An 18,383-nucleotide genomic window follows, 5' to 3' on the forward strand; every position below is an offset into this window, starting at 1 on the left:
TCAATCTTCACACTTTGACCATTCGGCGTATTCTGGTTCCGGATTCGCTTGTGGCCGGAACTTTTCTTCTATTCTCCGCTCAAGGATAGCGAGAGCCATCATCATCGGATCGAAACAGCCTCCTCCTGGGCTGAATACCGGATCTATCGAGGGGCGCCGCCATGTCGCGCAACCTTTGCCTTACTCGTCAATGCCTGGGCCTTGTGACCCGTATCGAATGCGCCATTCGCCCGCTGGCGGGTGATGCCGGTATGTGGACCTTGCTCTTTGCCGCCGGAATGGCCGGTGAACAACCTTCCGCCATTAAAGCCCAGGGCCCGTTTTCTGGCCCTAACGCTGCAGAATCCACCCTCGACAACATCGTTCAAAGCCTGACGTTGTACGGCTATGAGCTGGCCGACGACCCGCAAATCTGGTGCCTGCACATGCAAGCCCAACTGCGTGAAATCAATGGGGGGCGTTGTCGCAGTGTTGGCGGCTTCGAGTTTCGCCCGCTGCATTGAAAGCACCGTCGGACGGGCTCCGGCAGTGAAGTGATGACACCAGGGCAGGGTTCAAGGAGGGGCCGGCGTTTGTGGGGCAAGTCGTGGCTGATATACTCGCCGCGATTTTTCAGCCCTGGTGTGAGACTCAATGGAACGCTTTATCGAAAATGCAATGTACGCCTCCCGTTGGCTGCTGGCGCCGATCTACTTCGGGCTTTCCCTGGGCTTGCTGGCCCTGGCGCTGAAGTTCTTCCAGGAGGTCTTTCACGTCATTCCCAACGTGTTTTCCATGGCCGAGTCCGATCTGATCCTGGTGCTGCTGTCGCTGATCGACATGGCGCTGGTGGGCGGTCTGCTGGTGATGGTGATGATTTCCGGCTACGAGAACTTCGTCTCGCAATTGGACATCGCCGACGACAAGGAAAAGCTCAACTGGTTGGGCACCATGGACTCTTCATCGCTGAAGATGAAAGTCGCGGCCTCGATCGTGGCCATTTCCTCCATTCACCTGCTGCGCATTTTCATGGACGCCAAGAACGTTGATCCCGAGCACCTGAAGTGGTACGTGATCATCCACATGACCTTCGTGGTGTCGGCGTTTGCCATGGGCTACCTGGACAAACTGACCAAGCACTGAGGTCCGTTTGTCGCCGTGATGCAACGCCCGTCTGTTGAGAAGCAGGCGGGCGTTGTCGTTTTTGGCGGCGACGCTTTGATGGGGGGGGCTCGTCATCCGCCACGGCATCTGTGCTAGTCTGCTCGCCCTTTTGGTTCCGGGCGCTCCGGGAGGCGCTGTGTCACGCACGGCAAAATCCCGAGCCGTCCGCACAGCGGAGCAGCACCATGTCCGAAGTTAACCTGTCCACCGACGAAACCCGCGTCAGCTACGGCATTGGCCGTCAGTTGGGCGACCAGCTGCGCGACAACCCGCCACCGGGCGTCAGCCTGGATGCGATCCTGGCTGGCCTGACCGACGCTTTCGCCGGCAAGCCGAGCCGTGTGGGCCAGGACGAGATGGCCGCCAGTTTCAAAGTCATCCGCGAAATCATGCAGGCCGAAGCCGCCGCCAAGGCTGAAGCCGCTGCTGGCGAAGGCCGTGCATTCCTGGCTGAAAACGCTCAGCGCGAAGGCATCACCACCCTGGCCTCGGGCCTGCAATTTGAAGTGCTGACTCAGGGTGAAGGCGCCAAGCCGACCCGTGAAGACCAAGTGCGTACTCATTACCACGGCACCCTGATTGACGGCACTGTATTCGACAGCTCCTACGATCGTGGCCAGCCAGCCGAATTCCCGGTTGGCGGTGTGATCCCAGGCTGGACCGAAGCGCTGCAACTGATGAACGCTGGCAGCAAATGGCGCCTGTACGTGCCGAGCGAGCTGGCCTACGGCGCTCAAGGCGTTGGCAGCATCCCGCCGCACAGCGTACTGGTGTTCGACGTCGAGCTGCTGGACGTTCTGTAAGGCATCAACGCTTAAACAGACTTTTGTGGGAGCGAGCCTGCTCGCGATGGCGGTTAGTCAGTCGATATCGATGCTGAGTGACACACCGCCTCGCGAGCAGGCTCGCTCCCACAGGGTTTGCGTGTTTCATCCGTGAAACTTGCCATTGAAGTCGCCAGTGGGGCGCAACGCCCGGGCATAGCAGAACAGGAACAGATTGCGCACCAGCTCCTTGAGCACCAGCGGCTCGCTGGAGTTCAGGCTATTGATGTCCAGGTCTCCCTGGTCCTGCAGCTCATTCAAGGCTTCTTCTTCAAGCACCGCACAGACTTCCCCGGTTTCCCGATGCAGGATCCTGAGGTAGGGATGTGGGCGGTCCAGCCAGGCATCGATTAAATAAGTCATGGTTCTCATCTCCTTTGAAGGTTCGATGAGAATAATTCTTATTCGCTAAATAGCAAGTCTCTATTGGTGTTCCGTTTCGTTTTCTGACGGTGGGTCGTGTCAGATCCAAACGGCTGGCGCTTGGCTAGCATGTGGAAAATGGGGCTGAGGCGGGGAGGGTGAAGCACCATCCCACGCGGAGCGTGGGATGGAATACAGAAGGCTCAGACTTTTCTGACGAACTCGGATTTGAGCTTCATCGGGCCGATGCCGTCGATCTTGCAGTCGATGTCGTGATCACCTTCGCACAGGCGGATGTTCTTGACCTTGGTGCCCACTTTGACCACCAGCGACGTGCCCTTGACCTTGAGGTCCTTGATCACGGTGATGGTGTCGCCGTCCTGCAGGACGTTGCCGACTGAATCTTTCTTCACTGTGTCATCGGAAGTCGCTTCAGCTTCGCCGCTGGCAGACCATTCGTGGGCACACTCCGGGCAGACCAGTTGAGTACCGTCTTCGTAGGTGTATTCGGAATTGCATTGAGGGCAGGGTGGCAACGTGCTCACTAAGGTTCCTTGGGTATCAGGATGGCAAAAGGGCGCACATTATATAGGGTTTTATGGCAAAAAAGGGGCGATGCCCTTGTGGCGAGGGAGCAAGCTCCCTTGTCACAAAAAACTGGGGCTGGGTCAGTGAGTACGGGCGACCGCAAACTCGCTCAATTCCACCAGTGCATCGCGGTATTCGCTGGCCGGCAGGGCATCGAGGCATTTGATTGCGCGGGCGACGTAGTCCCGCGCCAGTTTCGCGGTGTATTCCAGCGAGCCGGAAGCTTCAACTGCTTCACGAATGCTCTCCAGGTCCTCGATCCCGCCTTTCTGGATTGCCTTGCGTACCAGCGCCGCCTGTTCAGGCGTGCCTTCGCGCATGGTGTAGATCAGCGGCAGGGTCGGCTTGCCTTCGGCCAGGTCGTCACCCACGTTCTTGCCCAGGGTCTCGGCGTCGCCCTTGTAGTCCAGCAGGTCGTCCACCAGCTGGAAAGCCACGCCCAGGTGATCGCCAAAGGTGCGCAGCGCTTCGCTCTGCTCGGCGGTGGCGCCGGCCAGGGCAGCGGCGCTGTGGGTCGAAGCCTCAAAGAGCATCGCGGTCTTGCCGCGGATGACTTCCATGTAGGTTTCTTCCGTGGTGCTGGCGTCGCGTACCTTGGACAACTGCAGCACTTCGCCTTCGGCAATGATGCGAGTGGCCTGGGACAGGATCTTCATCACCTGCATCGAGCCCAGTTCGACCATCATTTCGAACGAGCGCGAATACAGAAAATCGCCCACCAGTACGCTCGGGGCGTTGCCCCACATGGCATTGGCGGTCGAGCGGCCACGGCGCATGCCGGACATGTCGACCACGTCGTCATGCAGCAGGGTCGCGGTGTGCAGGAACTCGATGGTGGCGGCCAGCAGGCGCATATCGTCGCCTTCGCGGCCCAGGGCCTTGCCACACAAAAGCACCAATAAAGGACGCAGGCGCTTGCCACCAGCTGAAGTGATGTAGTCGCCGATTTTCGATACCAGCGGCACTCGGGAAGTCAGCTGCTTCTTGATGATGCCGTCGACGGCGCTAAAATCGTCCGCCACCGCGCGGTAGAAAGCTTGGGGTTGCATCAGCGACAGGTGCTCCAGAAGGGTTGCGCGGCATGCTAGGACCCCCACCCAGACCTGTCAAGGCGCGATGGACGGCTACTTGCAACGCTTCGTTGGCTTGCGTACAATCGCGCACCCTGAACTTCCTGGGCAGCACCTGCCTTACGCAATTGCATCCGGGCCTTCCAGCCCATGCAGCCATGCCAGCCAATACCTCTTCTTATAAAGCGCTGGGTGAGCAGGATTATCGGAGAAATACCATGTCGTACGCAGTAATTGTTACTGGTGGCAAGCAATACAAGGTCGCCCCAGGTGAATACCTGAAGATCGAAAAACTGGAAATCGCTACCGGCGAATCCGTGACTTTTGATCGCGTTCTGTTGGTCGCCAATGGCGATGACGTGAATATCGGCGCTCCAGTTGTTGCTGGCGCGACCGTTGTGGCTGAAGTGATCTCCCAAGGTCGTCACGATAAAGTCCGCATCATCAAGTTCCGTCGTCGTAAGCACCACATGAAGCGTATGGGCCACCGCCAGTGGTACACCGAGATCAAAATCACCGGTATTCAGGCTTAATTTCAGCCTAATTCCTCACTAGGAGAATTGAACTCATGGCACACAAAAAAGCTGGTGGTAGTACCCGTAACGGTCGCGACTCAGAAGCCAAACGCCTTGGCGTGAAGATGTATGGCGGCCAGAAGATCATTCCGGGCAACATCATCGTGCGTCAGCGCGGCACCCAATTCCACGCCGGTTACGGTGTTGGCATGGGTAAAGATCACACCCTCTTCGCGAAAATCGAAGGCGTGATCAAGTTTGAAGTAAAGGGCGCGTTCAACCGCCGTTACGTGAGCGTTGTCGCAGCTTAATTGCGAGATCGCTGGAAAAGCCCTGTCTTGCGACGGGGCTTTTTCGTTTGTGGGGTGAGTCTCTTGCAAAACTGTTTGTATGGGCTGTCGGCGCTGCAATTGGGGCGTGTAATCAGGTCGCTGCGCTCATTTTTGCAAGAGTCTTATGTCTTGTTTTTTTGGCTCGTCCGTATGGCGAGAGGCGTGTGTCATGAAGTTTGTTGATGAAGTATCGATTCGAGTAAAGGCCGGCGATGGCGGCAATGGTTGCATGAGTTTTCGTCGGGAAAAATTCATTGAAAACGGTGGTCCCAACGGTGGTGACGGGGGTGACGGCGGCTCGATCTACATGCTCGCCGACGAAAACCTCAACACCCTGGTGGACTACCGTTACACCCGGCACTTCGATGCCGAGCGTGGTTCCAACGGCGGCAGCACCGACTGCACCGGTAAAAAAGGCGAAGACCTGGTCCTGCGCGTGCCGGTCGGCACCACGGTGATCGACTCCGCCACCCAGGAAGTCATTGGCGACCTGACCAAGGCTGGCCAGCGTCTGCTGGTAGTCCACGGTGGCTGGCACGGCCTGGGTAACACCCGTTTCAAATCCAGTACCAACCGTGCGCCGCGTCAAACCACGCCAGGCAAGCCTGGCGAACAGCGTGACCTGAAGCTGGAAATGAAAGTGCTGGCCGACGTGGGCCTGCTGGGTCTGCCGAACGCCGGTAAAAGTACCTTCATTCGCTCGGTATCGGCTGCCAAGCCGAAAGTCGCCGATTACCCGTTCACCACCTTGGTACCGAACCTGGGCGTGGTCAGCGTCGACCGCTGGAAGAGCTTCGTGGTCGCGGACATTCCGGGGCTGATCGAGGGCGCTTCAGACGGTGCTGGCCTGGGGATTCGCTTCCTCAAGCACTTGTCCCGTACTCGCCTCTTGCTGCATCTCGTGGACATGGCGCCGCTGGATGACACCGATGCCGCCGATGCTGCTGAAGTCATCGTCAGCGAGCTGACCAAGTTCAGCCCGGCCCTGGCCGATCGCGACCGCTGGCTGGTGCTGAACAAGTGCGACCAGATCCTTGAAGAAGAGCATGAGGAGCGGGTCAAGGAGATCGTCGATCGTCTGGAGTGGGAAGGTCCGGTCTATGTGATCTCGGCCATTGCCAAAGAAGGCACCGAGCGCCTGTGCCACGACATCATGCGTTATCTGGAAGATCGCGCTGATCGTCTGGCCAATGACCCGGTCTACAAGCAAGAGCTGGCTGAACTCGACCAACGCATCGAAGACGAGGCTCGCGCCCAACTGCAGGCGCTGGATGACCAGCGTGCCCTGCGTCGCAGTGGCGTGAAATCGGTCCATGACATCGGTGACGATGATTGGGACGAAGAAGACGTGGATGACGAAGACGGTCCGGAAATCATCTACGTTCGCGACTGACTCTGCGGCAAGTCGAGCTCCTGTGGGAGCAAGGCTTGCCCGCGATGACAGTTCATCCGGCGAGGCGCGGTGTTATCATCGCAGTCAGCCGGTTTCCAAGGCGCCGCTCATTCGAGCGGCGTTTTGGTATCTGTAGAACGCAAATACGAATAATCCCATGGGCGGCGCTGGGTCGCGCCGCTCGCTGGCAAAGGTTGAAGATGATGCGGAGCAAGGTGACGGGTGCGCAGCGCTGGGTCGTGAAGATCGGCAGTGCACTGCTGACGGCGGATGGCAAGGGTCTGGATCGCCAGGCAATGGCGGTGTGGGTCGAGCAGATGGTGGCCTTGCATGAGGCCGGTGTCGAGCTGGTATTGGTCTCTTCGGGGGCCGTGGCAGCCGGTATGAGCCGTTTGGGCTGGACGTCGCGACCCAGCGCGATGCACGAATTGCAGGCTGCTGCCGCCATCGGCCAGATGGGGCTGGTACAGGCCTGGGAATCGAGCTTTGCCGAGCACGGTCGCCATACGGCGCAGATTCTACTGACCCACGACGACCTGTCCGACCGCAAGCGCTACCTCAATGCCCGCAGTACCTTGCGGGCGCTGGTGGAGCTGAAAGTCATCCCGGTGATCAACGAAAACGACACGGTGGTCACCGACGAGATCCGTTTCGGTGATAACGACACCCTGGCGGCATTGGTGGCGAACCTGGTGGAAGCGGACCTGCTGGTGATTCTCACGGATCGCGACGGCATGTTTGATGCCGATCCGCGCAACAATCCCGATGCCAAGCTGATCTACGAAGCCCGCGCCGACGACCCGGCGCTGGATGCTGTCGCGGGCGGTACCGGTGGTGCGTTGGGGCGTGGCGGCATGCAGACCAAGCTGCGTGCCGCGCGTCTGGCGGCGCGCTCCGGGGCGCACACCATCATTGTCGGTGGTCGGCTGGAACGGGTGCTGGATCGTCTCAAGGCGGGCGAGCGCATCGGCACCTTGCTCTCGCCCGAACGCGGTATGCTGGCGGCGCGCAAGCAATGGCTGGCCGGGCACCTGCAAACCCGTGGCACGCTGGTGTTGGACGCCGGCGCCGTGTCGGCCTTGTCCCAAGGCAACAAAAGCCTGCTGCCAGTGGGCGTCAAGCTGGTCCAGGGCAGTTTCCGCCGTGGCGAAATGGTGGTCTGTGTGGCGCCGGATGGTCGCGAGATTGCCCGAGGCCTGGCCAACTACAGCGCACTGGAAGCACAGAAAATCATCGGTCAGTCGTCTGATGCGATTGTCGGTCTGTTGGGTTACATGGCTGAGCCGGAACTGGTTCACCGTGACAACCTGATCCTCGTCTAAGGAAAAATCATGGGTTTGGCAAAAGGATTGATTGGCTTGCTGCTGGCATTGCCGCTGCTGGCTTCGGCTGAGGAAATCGGCCAGGTGTCGACCGTGTTCAAGTTTGTTGGGCCGAACGACCGGATCGTAGTCGAGGCGTTCGATGACCCCAAGGTGGACGGGGTGACCTGTTATCTGTCGCGGGCCAAGACCGGCGGCGTAAAAGGCGGCCTGGGCCTGGCCGAGGATCGTGCCGAGGCGTCCATTGCCTGCCGCCAGGTCGGGCCGATCAATTTTAAAGGTGAGCTCAAGGATGGCGAAGAAGTGTTCAAGGAGCGCACTTCGCTGGTGTTCAAGACCATGCAGGTGGTGCGTTTCCTCGACAAGAAGCGCAACACGCTGGTGTACCTGGTCTACAGCGACCGTGTGATCGAGGGCAGCCCGCAGAACGCGGTGACGGCGATTCCGATCTTGCCCTGGACTCGTCCTCAATAACTGACACCGACCAATGTGGGGGGCAAGCAAGCTCGCTCCCACATTTTGTCTGTGTGTTCGGCCAAATCACAGGCAATAAAAAACCGACCCTGAGGTCGGTTTTTTAACGAGCGCGTCGCTTAGGCAGCAGCGGCAACGTTCAGGGCCTTTACGTGGCCATTCAAACGGCTCTTATGGCGAGCAGCCTTGTTCTTGTGGATGATGCCTTTATCGGCCATGCGGTCGATAACTGGCACAGCCAGAACGTAAGCAGCTTGAGCTTTTTCAGCGTCTTTTGCGTCGATAGCCTTAACTACGTTTTTGATGTAGGTACGGACCATGGAACGCAGGCTGGCGTTGTGGCTGCGACGCTTCTCAGCCTGTTTTGCACGTTTTTTGGCGGAAGGTGTGTTGGCCACCGTCGAGCTCCTCGAAAGACTTTTTGGGAAATAGCAAACAAAATAGGCCGCGAATCATGCCGATGAGTTGAAGTCTTGTCAAGGGCGGGTGACGCGTTCCGCTGAATGGCAGGTGCAGCGCACCGAAGGATTTCTTTCCGGCGTGCGACCTGTAAACTCGCGGGCTTTGGCTCTGTGCTGTTTAGCGGCGCGGAGTATCGCATAAGTGGGCGCGTTGTTCGCCTGCTGTTTATCGACAGGCAAAAACTCTTTTCATGAATCTGCTCAAATCGTTGGCTGCCGTCAGCTCTATCACAATGATTTCCCGGGTCCTGGGCTTCGTTCGTGACACGCTGATTGCACGGATATTCGGTGCCGGGATGGCCACCGACGCCTTCTTTATCGCCTTCAAATTGCCCAACCTGCTGCGGCGGGTCTTCGCCGAAGGGGCATTTTCCCAGGCTTTCGTACCGATTCTGGCGGAATATAAAAACCAGCAGGGCGACGAGGCGACCCGCACGTTCATTGCCTACGTCACGGGTCTGCTGACGTTGGTGCTGGCGCTGGTCACGATTGCCGGCATGCTCGCCGCGCCATGGGTGATCTGGGCCACGGCGCCGGGGTTCACCGACACCCCGGAAAAATTCCAGCTCACCACTGATCTGTTGCGGGTGACGTTCCCTTATATATTGCTGATTTCCCTGTCGTCCCTGGCCGGGGCGATCCTCAATACCTGGAACCGCTTTTCCGTGCCGGCCTTCGTGCCGACCCTGCTCAACGTCAGCATGATCGTATTTGCGATGTTCCTGACGCCGTATTTCGATCCCCCCGTGATGGCCCTCGGTTGGGCGGTATTGGTGGGGGGGCTGGCGCAATTGCTGTATCAACTGCCCCACCTGAAAAAGATCGGCATGCTGGTGCTGCCGCGGCTGAACCTGCGCGACAGCGGCGTGTGGCGGGTGATGAAGCAGATGCTGCCGGCGATCCTTGGGGTTTCGGTGAGCCAGATATCCCTGATCATCAACACCATTTTCGCCTCGTTCCTGGTGGCCGGCTCGGTGTCGTGGATGTATTACGCCGACCGACTGATGGAGTTGCCGTCCGGCGTGCTGGGCGTGGCCTTGGGCACGATTCTGTTACCGACCCTGGCCAAGACCTACGCCAGCCGGGACCGCCAGGAGTACTCGCGCATTCTCGACTGGGGCCTGCGCCTGTGCTTTGTGCTGGTATTGCCTTGTTCCCTGGCGCTGGGGATCCTAGCCGAGCCGCTGACCGTTTCGTTGTTCCAGTACGGCCAGTTCGATGCATTCGATGCCTCGATGACCCAGCGGGCGTTGGTCGCTTATTCGGTGGGCTTGCTCGGGATCATCGTGATCAAGGTGCTGGCGCCGGGCTTCTATGCGCAACAGAACATTCGCACGCCGGTGAAAATCGCCATTTTTACCCTGGTAATGACCCAGTTGTTCAACCTGTTGCTGATTGGTCCGCTGGCGCACGCCGGCCTGGCCCTGGCGATCAGTGCCGGCGCCTGCCTCAACGCCGGGCTGCTGTTTTATCAACTGCGCAAGCAAAAGATGTATCAGCCGCAGCCGGGCTGGGGCAAGTTCGGCCTCAAGCTGCTGGTCGCCGTGGCAGTGATGTCGGTGGTCCTGCTTGGGGCGATGCATTTCATGCCGGCCTGGGGCGAAGGGCAAATGCTCGAGCGTTTCCTGCGCCTGGGCGCGCTGGTCGCCGCCGGCGTGGTGGCGTATTTCGGCATGTTGCTGCTGATGGGTTTCCGTCTGCGCGACTTCAATCGCAAGGCCTTGACCTGAGGGTTTGCCCTCGCTAATCCCGAGCCGGACAGCAGTTTTGTCGGCTCGATCACTTTGGGTTACGGTGTTGCCTGTCGTCGGCCGCCGGGTGTGGTTATAATCGACCACTTTATGAGCAAGAAGCGCGTTATGCAGCTGGTTCGAGGCCTCCACAATCTGCGCCCCCAGCATCGGGGCTGTGTCGCCACTATTGGCAACTTTGACGGTGTTCACCGTGGCCACCAGGCTATCCTGGCGCGGTTGCGCGAGCGTGCGCTGGAATTGGGCGTGCCGAGCTGCGTGGTGATTTTCGAGCCGCAGCCCCGGGAATGTTTCGATCCTGCCACCGCCCCGGCCCGTCTGGCCCGGTTACGGGACAAACTGCAACTGCTGGCCGCCGAAGGCGTCGACCGGGTCCTGTGCCTGGCCTTCAACCGGCGTCTGAGCAAGCTCAGCGCCGCCGAGTTCGTCGACACCATCCTGGTGGACGGTCTGGGCGTGAAACATCTGGAAGTGGGCGACGATTTTCGTTTCGGTTGCGACCGGGTAGGGGATTTCGATTACCTGCAACAGGCCGGTATCGTCCAAGGCTTCACCGTTGAAGCGGCACAGACCGTCGAGATGGATGGCTTGCGCGTCAGCAGCACTCAAGTGCGCAATGCCCTGGCGGCTGCCGACTTCGAATTGGCCGAGCGCCTGCTCGGCCGGCCGTACCGGATTGCCGGGCGGATCCTGCACGGGCAGAAGTTGGCGCGCCAATTGGGCACGCCGACGGCCAACGTGCAACTCAAGCGCCGTCGTGTGCCGCTGACCGGAGTGTTCCTGGTGAGTGTCGAGATCGACGGCAAGACTTGGCCCGGTGTCGCCAATATCGGCGTACGGCCTACGGTCCAGGGGGATGGCAACGCCCATCTCGAAGTACATGTTCTGGATTTTGCCGGCGATCTATATGACCGGCGTTTGACGGTGGTTTTCCACCATAAGCTGCGTGAAGAGCAGCGTTTTGCCTCTCTGGAGGCGCTCAAGACGGCGATCCATGCCGATATCGCCGCCGCCCGTGCCCTTGTCGCAACCAGCGCCAATCGCTAATGAAGAGCCTTAAATGACCGACTATAAAGCCACGCTAAACCTTCCGGACACCGCCTTCCCTATGAAGGCCGGCCTGCCTCAGCGCGAACCACAGATTCTGCAGCGTTGGGACAGCATTGGCCTGTACGGAAAGTTGCGCGAAATTGGCAAGGATCGTCCGAAGTTCGTCCTGCACGACGGCCCTCCGTACGCCAACGGCACCATTCACATCGGTCACGCGCTGAACAAGATTCTCAAAGACATGATCATCCGTTCCAAGACCCTGTCGGGTTTTGACGCGCCTTATATCCCGGGCTGGGACTGCCACGGTCTGCCGATCGAGCACAAGGTGGAAGTGACCCACGGCAAGAACCTGGGCGCGGACAAGACTCGCGAACTCTGCCGTGCCTACGCCACCGAGCAGATCGAAGGGCAGAAGTCCGAATTCATCCGCCTCGGCGTGCTGGGTGACTTCGCCAACCCGTACAAAACCATGGACTTTACGAACGAAGCCGGCGAAATCCGTGCCTTGGCGCAAATCGTCAAGGGCGGCTTCGTGTTCAAGGGCCTCAAGCCCGTGAACTGGTGCTTTGATTGCGGTTCAGCCCTGGCCGAGGCGGAAGTCGAGTACGAAAACAAGAAGTCGTCGACCATCGACGTCGCGTTCCCGATCGCCGATGAAGACAAGCTCGCCGCCGCTTTCGGCCTGGGCAAGCTGGCCAAACCGGCCTCGATCGCGATCTGGACCACTACCCCGTGGACCATCCCGGCCAACCAGGCGCTGAACGTCCATCCAGAATTCAGCTACGCCCTGGTCGACGTGGGTGACAAGCTGCTGGTGCTGGCCGAAGAGCTGGTCGAATCATGCCTGGTTCGCTACAACCTCGAAGGCTCGGTGCTGGCCACCGCTGCGGGTTCGGCACTGGAACTGATCAATTTCCGTCACCCGTTCTATGACCGCCTGTCGCCGGTGTACCTGGCCGACTACGTGGAACTGAGTTCAGGCACCGGCGTGGTTCACTCCGCTCCGGCCTATGGGGTTGACGACTTCGTGACCTGCAAGAAATACGGCATGGTCAACGACGACATCCTCAATCTGGTGCAAAGCAACGGCGTGTACGTGCCATCGCTGGAGTTCTTCGGTGGCCAGTTCATCTGGAAAGCCAACCCGGCCATCATCGACAAGCTGACCGAAGTCGGCGCGCTGCTGCACACCACCGTCATCGAACACAGCTACATGCATTGCTGGCGTCACAAGACCCCGCTGATCTACCGCGCCACTGCGCAGTGGTTCATCGGCATGGACAAGCAGCCAGTCACCGGCGACACCCTGCGCCAGCGTTCGCTCAAAGCCATCGAAGACACCCAGTTCGTTCCGGCCTGGGGCCAGGCACGCCTGCATTCGATGATCGCCAACCGTCCGGACTGGTGCATCTCCCGCCAGCGCAACTGGGGCGTGCCGATCCCGTTCTTCCTGAACAAGGAAAGCGGCGAACTGCACCCGCGCACCGTCGAACTGATGGAAATCGTTGCCAAGCGCGTCGAAGTCGAAGGCATCGAAGCCTGGTTCAAAATGGACGCTGCTGAGCTTTTGGGCGACGAAGCGCCGCTGTACGACAAGATCAGCGACACCCTGGACGTCTGGTTCGATTCCGGCACCACCCACTGGCACGTGCTGCGCGGCTCGCACCCGATGGGCCACGAGACTGGCCCGCGTGCCGACTTGTACCTGGAAGGTTCGGACCAGCATCGCGGCTGGTTCCACTCGTCGTTGCTGACCGGTTGCGCCATCGACAACCACGCGCCGTACCGCGAGTTGCTGACCCACGGCTTCACCGTCGACGAGTCCGGTCGCAAGATGTCCAAGTCCCTGGGCAACGTGATCGCGCCGCAAAAGGTCAACGACACCCTGGGTGCCGACATCATGCGTCTGTGGGTTGCGTCCACTGACTATTCCGGCGAGATGGCCGTTTCCGAGCAGATCCTGCAACGCAGTGCGGACGCCTACCGGCGGATCCGTAATACCGCACGCTTCCTGCTCTCGAACCTGACCGGTTTCAACCCGGCCACCGACCTGCTACCGGCCGAAGAAATGCTCGCGCTGGACCGCTGGGCGGTGGACCGTGCCCTGCTGCTGCAACGTGAATTGCAGGAACACTACGGCGAATACCGCTTCTGGAACGTCTATTCCAAGATCCACAATTTCTGCGTGCAGGAACTCGGTGGTTTCTACCTCGACATCATCAAGGACCGCCAGTACACCACCGGCGCCAACAGTAAGGCGCGTCGTTCGTGCCAGACCGCGCTGTTCCACATCAGCGAGGCGCTGGTGCGCTGGATCGCGCCTATCCTGGCGTTCACTGCTGACGAGCTGTGGCAGTACCTGCCAGGCGAGCGCAACGAATCGGTGATGCTCAACACCTGGTACGAAGGCCTGACCGAATTGCCGCAAGGCTTCGAGCTGGATCGGGCCTATTGGGACCGGGTCATGGCGGTCAAGGTGGCGGTCAACAAGGAAATGGAGATCCAGCGCGCGGCCAAGGCCGTCGGTGGCAACCTGCAGGCCGAAGTGACCCTCTATGCCGAAGAAGCCCTGGGCGTCGACCTGGCCAAGCTGGGCAACGAACTGCGCTTCGTGCTGATCACCTCCACCGCCAGTGTCGCCCCGTTGGTACAGGCACCGGCCGATGCGGTGACCACCGAAGTGGCCGGCCTGAAACTCAAGGTGGTCAAGTCGAGCTTCGTCAAGTGCGCCCGTTGCTGGCACTGCCGCGAAGACGTCGGCGTGAACCCACAGCACCCGGAAATCTGCGGTCGTTGTGTCGATAACATCAGCGGCACCGGTGAGGTTCGTCACTATGCCTAATGTGGCGAGCCGTTTCGGACGGCTGAGCTGGCTCTGGTTGAGCGTGCTGGTGTTGGTCATCGACCAGACCAGCAAGTTCTACTTCGAAAACTCGTTGACCATGTACCAGCAGATCGTGGTCATTCCCGACTATTTCAGCTGGACGCTGGCCTACAACACGGGTGCGGCGTTCAGCTTCCTGGCCGACAGTTCGGGCTGGCAGCGCTGGTTGTTTGCCCTGATCGCCGTCGTGGTCAGCGGCGTGCTGGTGGTCTGGCTCAAACGCCTGGGCCGCGACGAGACCTGGCTGGCGGTGGCGCTGGCATTGGTGCTCGGTGGTGCGCTAGGCAATCTCTATGACCGGATTGCCCTGGGCCACGTGATCGATTTCATCCTGGTGCATTGGCAGAACCGCTGGTATTTCCCGGCGTTCAACTTTGCCGACAGCGCCATCACCGTGGGCGCCGTGATGCTCGCCCTGGACATGTTCAAGAGCAAGAAAACCGGAGAAGCCGTCCATGACTGAGCAGCGTATCGCTCAAAACACTGAAGTGAAGCTTCACTTCGCCCTGCACCTGGAAAACGGCGACACCGTTGACAGCACCTTCGACAAGGCCCCGGCCGTGTTCAAGGTTGGCGACGGCAACCTGCTGCCAGGTTTCGAAGCGGCGATCTTCGGTTTCAAGGCCGGCGACAAGCGCACCGTGGTTGTTCCACCGGAAAACGCCTTTGGTCAGCCCAACCCGCAAAACGTGCAGACCATGCCACGCTCCCAGTTCCAAGACATGGAACTGTCCCAGGGCTTGTTGGTGATCTTCAATGACGCGGCCAATACCGAGCTGCCGGGTGTGGTGAAGGCGTTTGACGACGCCCAGGTCACCGTGGACTTCAACCATCCGCTGGCGGGCAAGACCTTGAGCTTCGAAGTGGAAATTATCGACGTTAAGGCGCTTTAAAGGGTTGGCAGGCAGTTCCTGCCGATACTCGATTTACTGTGGGAGCGAGCTTGCTCCCACACTGAATTGCATTGATTCAATTTCTTGCGCGCAAGACACGAGGCACAGCATGCAAATCAAACTCGCCAACCCCCGTGGCTTCTGCGCCGGTGTGGACCGGGCGATCGAAATCGTCAACCGCGCCCTGGAAGTCTTTGGGCCGCCGATCTACGTGCGCCACGAAGTGGTCCACAACAAGTTCGTCGTCGAAGACCTGCGTAGCCGTGGGGCGATTTTCGTCGAGGAACTGGATCAGGTGCCAGACGACGTCATCGTGATCTTCAGCGCCCATGGGGTTTCCCAGGCGGTGCGTACCGAAGCCGCCGGCCGTGGCCTGAAGGTGTTCGACGCGACGTGCCCGTTGGTGACCAAGGTGCATATCGAGGTAGCGCGCTACAGTCGTGACGGCCGCGAATGCATCCTGATCGGCCACGCGGGCCACCCGGAAGTCGAAGGCACCATGGGCCAATACGATGCCAGCAATGGCGGCGCGATCTACCTGGTCGAGGACGAGAGCGACGTTGCTGCCTTGCAGGTACGTAACCCTGAGAGTTTGGCGTTTGTCACCCAGACCACCCTGTCCATGGACGATACCAGTCGAGTGATCGACGCCCTGCGTTCCCGTTTCCCGGCCATCGGCGGCCCGCGCAAGGACGACATCTGCTACGCCACCCAGAACCGCCAGGACGCGGTCAAGCAACTGGCCAGCGAATGCGATGTGGTCCTGGTCGTCGGCAGCCCGAACAGTTCCAACTCCAACCGCCTGCGTGAGCTGGCCGAGCGCATGGCCACTCCGGCGTACCTGATCGACGGTGCCGAGGACATGCAGCGCAGCTGGTTCGACGGCGTCGAGCGTATCGGTATCACTGCGGGTGCGTCAGCGCCGGAAGTATTGGTGCGCGGCGTGATCCAGCAATTGCAGGCCTGGGGTGCAACCGGTGCCGATGAATTGGCCGGTCGCGAGGAGAACATCACCTTCTCCATGCCAAAAGAGCTACGCGTCCGTTCCTTGCTTTAAGTCTTTTCGCACAACGCCTGCTCGGCTTTCTCGCTGCGCAGGCTGACGCGGCCGGTACGGGCCAACACCACCTGATGGTGGCTGAGCGGCTCGCGTTTGGCGCAAACATGCAGCGTACCGGCCTGGAATGCGCCGCTGGGCAGTAACGCTTCCCCTTGGCTGCTGAACCTCACCGAACGCTTCACTGGCCAGTTGCCAATCACGCGAGCGCGGCCGCTGCGCTCCATCAGTAATGTCTTCTCTTTGTCGTCCAGCGTGATCCGCCAGCCCCGGCCCCAATCGTTGTCTATCCCTCTGATTACGACTGTCCGGTTGCGCACGATGGCTTCGCTGCGGGCGCTACGCAGACCGCTGGCCAGTAACTGCGCGGCGTCTTTGCGTTCTGTGGCTTCGATCAGCGATGTATAGCTTGCGCCGACCCACGGCAGAACAATTGCCGCAATCGCCAGTCCCATGAGCAGTTCGATCAGGCTGAAACCCTGTTGGTGCATGACGTCTCCTCCCTGGAGAGCGTTAAGCGGCGCGATCCGTGCGCCGTAAACCGAAACAACCGCACACGCGGCAGCTGTTTGTTCTAGCGTGTAGAAGCAGGTATAGCCGACGGCAACGGAGGGCATCGATGGATCTTCGTACAAAAGGTTTCACGCTGATTGAGGTGTTGGTGGCCCTCGGCGTGCTGCTGATCCTGATCACCATGGCGGTGCCGGCGTTTACCGGATCGATGCAGAGCACCAAGGCGGATACCGAGATCGGCGACCTGCGCCGGGCGCTGAATTTTGCTCGCATGGAAGCGATCGACCGTGGCGTCACGACACGGATTCGCCCCACGGCGCAGGGCAACGTATGGCGCGGCGAATTGACGGTGTATGACAGCACGGGCACTGCGCCCAATGTATTGCGGGTTGTTCCAGCAATGAGCAGCGGTGCGACTCTGACGCTAACCTCAGACGTGACCAACATTGATTTCAACAACCTCGGCGGGTTGGCGGCGCCGGCCACACCGGTGAGTTTCAATTATGTACGGGGCGCGCAGAGCAGGACGCTGAGTGTCTGCCTCAATGGAAGAATCGTATTGGGTGGAAGTTGCGGATGAAGGATTGCAGTAAAAAGGCACAGGAGGGCATGACGCTGATCGAGGTGCTGGTGGCATTGCTGATTCTCGGCGTGGGCTTGCTGGGGGCGGCGATGATTCAGCTCAATGCCCTCAAGTACACCGACAGCTCGCGCATGACCAGCCAGGCCAGCTTCATCGCCTACGACATACTGGATCGCATTCGTGCCAATACCGGTGCCGACTACACCGTCACGCCGCCTGGCTCGCCGAATCTCAGCGTGGCTCGGGACCAGGATCTTTACGACTTCAAGACCAACATCATCGCCTTTGGCGGCGCCACGGCCACCGGCACCATCGCTCTGAGTCAGCGGGTCTACACCATCACCATTTCCTGGGACGATGCCCGGGCCGCCAACACGACAAACGCAGCCGAGTCGCGGCGCAGCTTTGTGCTGACCAGCCGCGTCGCCGTCGATCCGGTGGCAACACCATGAATAGACATTGCCGGGGATTCGGCCTGATCGAGTTGATGATCGCCCTGGTGCTCAGCCTGGTCGTCGTGCTGGGTGTCGTGCAGATTTTCATTGCGGCCAAAAACACCTACATCAGCCAGGGCGCCGCAGCGGTGATGCAAGAGGATGCGCGGTTTGCCCTGAGCAAAATGGTCCAGGAAATTCGCATGGTGGGCATGTTCGGTTGCCTGGGGACCGTTACCGACGCTTCTTCTGCGGGGGATTTCAATGCCAGCCAGGTCACGCCGATCCGTTGGGACAACGCCAATTTGAAACTGACCCTGGTAACGGCAGATGTGGGCAGCGGCGGCGGTGTGCCGACCTGGACCGTCGTCTCCGACTGCCGCACCTCGGCAACCGCCTACACCGGTGTGCGGGTACCGGCGACCGGGCAATTGGCCTTCCCGATCCGGCGGCTGATCTACAGCTTCAGCAATAACCAGTTGTTGATGGGCACGGGTGCCGGCAACCCGACCCAGGCGGTGCTGGTAGACAACGTCCGGACGTTCAACGTGACGTTCGGCGTGGCCAGCGGCGCGACGGATATCGCGGCTTCAAGCTATAGCGGCAACCCTTCCGACCCGGCGCGCATCCGCAGCGTGCGCTTGACCCTGACGCTCTTCGATCCGAAGAACAACGTGCGCGACCAGACCTTCAACGTGGTTGCCGCTTTGCGCAACCGGCTTTTGTGAGGGGG

Annotated in this window: 22 protein-coding genes; 17 read left to right on the top strand and 5 right to left on the bottom strand. The window is 60.0% G+C overall.

The genetic code is table 11. The features are described from left to right. The first annotated feature begins 161 nt into the window (after positions 1–161). The 3 genes from ACA047_RS04325 to bamJ all read left to right on the top strand — a co-directional run bounded on the left by ACA047_RS04325 (position 162) and on the right by bamJ (position 1,946). Positions 162–503: a PA4575 family protein gene (locus tag ACA047_RS04325; RefSeq protein ID WP_497356993.1), complete on the top strand. Its 342-nt coding sequence runs from the start codon at positions 162–164 to the stop codon at positions 501–503. A 130-nt stretch (positions 504–633) separates the two neighbouring features. Then, the gene (locus tag ACA047_RS04330) at positions 634–1,122 is read left to right on the top strand and encodes a TIGR00645 family protein (RefSeq protein ID WP_497356995.1); all 489 of its coding nucleotides are present in this window, start codon (positions 634–636) and stop codon (positions 1,120–1,122) included. A 206-nt stretch (positions 1,123–1,328) separates the two neighbouring features. After that, the gene (gene bamJ / locus ACA047_RS04335; protein WP_497356997.1) at positions 1,329–1,946 is read left to right on the top strand and encodes a BamJ family beta-barrel-assembly machinery protein; all 618 of its coding nucleotides are present in this window, start codon (positions 1,329–1,331) and stop codon (positions 1,944–1,946) included. A gap of 126 nt (positions 1,947–2,072) precedes the next feature. Here bamJ and ACA047_RS04340 read toward each other — a convergent pair whose 3' ends face one another. The 3 genes from ACA047_RS04340 to ACA047_RS04350 form a co-directional block, all read right to left on the bottom strand. Continuing rightward, on the bottom strand, positions 2,073–2,330 hold the full coding sequence (locus tag ACA047_RS04340; protein WP_497356999.1) for a PA4570 family protein: 258 nt from the start codon (positions 2,328–2,330) through the stop codon (positions 2,073–2,075). A 203-nt stretch (positions 2,331–2,533) separates the two neighbouring features. Further along, positions 2,534–2,875, bottom strand: coding sequence for a zinc ribbon domain-containing protein YjdM (locus tag ACA047_RS04345; protein ID WP_497357001.1), 342 nt, complete (start codon positions 2,873–2,875; stop codon positions 2,534–2,536). Positions 2,876–2,998: 123 nt separating this feature from the next. Further along, on the bottom strand, positions 2,999–3,967 hold the full coding sequence (locus ACA047_RS04350; RefSeq protein ID WP_497357003.1) for a polyprenyl synthetase family protein: 969 nt from the start codon (positions 3,965–3,967) through the stop codon (positions 2,999–3,001). Positions 3,968–4,206: 239 nt separating this feature from the next. Between ACA047_RS04350 and rplU the strand changes: the two genes are divergently transcribed. The 5 genes from rplU (at position 4,207) to ACA047_RS04375 (ending at position 8,024) form a co-directional block, all read left to right on the top strand. Continuing rightward, positions 4,207–4,521, top strand: a complete 315-nt coding sequence (gene rplU / locus ACA047_RS04355) for a 50S ribosomal protein L21 (protein WP_003176051.1) — start codon at positions 4,207–4,209, stop codon at positions 4,519–4,521. Between the two features lie 35 nt (positions 4,522–4,556). Further along, complete coding sequence (rpmA, locus tag ACA047_RS04360; protein ID WP_003176049.1) at positions 4,557–4,814, top strand: 50S ribosomal protein L27; 258 nt, start codon at positions 4,557–4,559, stop codon at positions 4,812–4,814. A gap of 190 nt (positions 4,815–5,004) precedes the next feature. Continuing rightward, positions 5,005–6,228 (top strand): Obg family GTPase CgtA, encoded by a 1,224-nt coding sequence (gene cgtA / locus ACA047_RS04365; RefSeq protein ID WP_497357005.1) that lies wholly within the window; start codon positions 5,005–5,007, stop codon positions 6,226–6,228. 203 nt (positions 6,229–6,431) lie between these two features. Beyond that, positions 6,432–7,550, top strand: coding sequence for a glutamate 5-kinase (proB, locus tag ACA047_RS04370; protein WP_039593901.1), 1,119 nt, complete (start codon positions 6,432–6,434; stop codon positions 7,548–7,550). 9 nt (positions 7,551–7,559) lie between these two features. After that, a complete protein-coding gene (locus ACA047_RS04375; RefSeq protein WP_497357007.1) occupies positions 7,560–8,024 on the top strand; it encodes a CreA family protein in 465 nt (154 codons plus the stop codon). Positions 8,025–8,143: 119 nt separating this feature from the next. On the opposite strand, the gene rpsT is transcribed toward ACA047_RS04375, so the two are convergent. Then, positions 8,144–8,422, bottom strand: coding sequence for a 30S ribosomal protein S20 (gene rpsT / locus ACA047_RS04380; RefSeq protein ID WP_003185593.1), 279 nt, complete (start codon positions 8,420–8,422; stop codon positions 8,144–8,146). Between the two features lie 254 nt (positions 8,423–8,676). Here rpsT and murJ point away from each other — a divergent pair, with 254 nt between their 5' ends. The 6 genes from murJ to ispH all read left to right on the top strand — a co-directional run bounded on the left by murJ (position 8,677) and on the right by ispH (position 16,120). Further along, positions 8,677–10,215, top strand: coding sequence for a murein biosynthesis integral membrane protein MurJ (murJ, locus tag ACA047_RS04385; RefSeq protein ID WP_497357009.1), 1,539 nt, complete (start codon positions 8,677–8,679; stop codon positions 10,213–10,215). Positions 10,216–10,344: 129 nt separating this feature from the next. Continuing rightward, positions 10,345–11,283, top strand: a complete 939-nt coding sequence (gene ribF / locus ACA047_RS04390) for a bifunctional riboflavin kinase/FAD synthetase (RefSeq protein WP_497357011.1) — start codon at positions 10,345–10,347, stop codon at positions 11,281–11,283. Between the two features lie 13 nt (positions 11,284–11,296). Then, on the top strand, positions 11,297–14,128 hold the full coding sequence (gene ileS / locus ACA047_RS04395; protein ID WP_497357013.1) for an isoleucine--tRNA ligase: 2,832 nt from the start codon (positions 11,297–11,299) through the stop codon (positions 14,126–14,128). Beyond that, entirely contained in the window at positions 14,121–14,633 is a 513-nt protein-coding gene (lspA, locus tag ACA047_RS04400; RefSeq protein ID WP_497357015.1) for a signal peptidase II, read from the top strand. Before ileS ends, lspA begins: the two co-directional genes overlap by 8 nt. Beyond that, the gene (gene fkpB / locus ACA047_RS04405) at positions 14,626–15,063 is read left to right on the top strand and encodes an FKBP-type peptidyl-prolyl cis-trans isomerase (RefSeq protein ID WP_497357017.1); all 438 of its coding nucleotides are present in this window, start codon (positions 14,626–14,628) and stop codon (positions 15,061–15,063) included. The genes lspA and fkpB overlap by 8 nt, the downstream gene beginning before the upstream one ends. A gap of 109 nt (positions 15,064–15,172) precedes the next feature. Next, positions 15,173–16,120 carry a 4-hydroxy-3-methylbut-2-enyl diphosphate reductase gene (gene ispH, locus ACA047_RS04410; RefSeq protein ID WP_497357019.1) on the top strand — a complete coding sequence of 316 codons (948 nt, stop codon included), beginning with the start codon at positions 15,173–15,175 and terminating at the stop codon, positions 16,118–16,120. Here the strand turns inward: ispH and ACA047_RS04415 are convergent. Beyond that, complete coding sequence (locus ACA047_RS04415; protein WP_497357021.1) at positions 16,117–16,611, bottom strand: GspH/FimT family pseudopilin; 495 nt, start codon at positions 16,609–16,611, stop codon at positions 16,117–16,119. The two genes, ispH and ACA047_RS04415, sit on opposite strands and share 4 nt — an antisense overlap. A gap of 128 nt (positions 16,612–16,739) precedes the next feature. Between ACA047_RS04415 and ACA047_RS04420 the strand changes: the two genes are divergently transcribed. From ACA047_RS04420 to ACA047_RS04430, 3 genes are read left to right on the top strand one after another with little or no spacing between them, the layout of a single operon-like run. After that, positions 16,740–17,213: a GspH/FimT family pseudopilin gene (locus ACA047_RS04420; RefSeq protein ID WP_497357023.1), complete on the top strand. Its 474-nt coding sequence runs from the start codon at positions 16,740–16,742 to the stop codon at positions 17,211–17,213. Further along, positions 17,210–17,668: a type IV pilus modification protein PilV gene (gene pilV, locus ACA047_RS04425; protein WP_497357024.1), complete on the top strand. Its 459-nt coding sequence runs from the start codon at positions 17,210–17,212 to the stop codon at positions 17,666–17,668. Before ACA047_RS04420 ends, pilV begins: the two co-directional genes overlap by 4 nt. Beyond that, positions 17,665–18,378, top strand: coding sequence for a PilW family protein (locus ACA047_RS04430; protein ID WP_497357026.1), 714 nt, complete (start codon positions 17,665–17,667; stop codon positions 18,376–18,378). The genes pilV and ACA047_RS04430 overlap by 4 nt, the downstream gene beginning before the upstream one ends. The last annotated feature ends 5 nt before the right edge of the window (positions 18,379–18,383 follow it).

This window comes from Pseudomonas sp. LBUM1664, assembly GCF_059695895.1.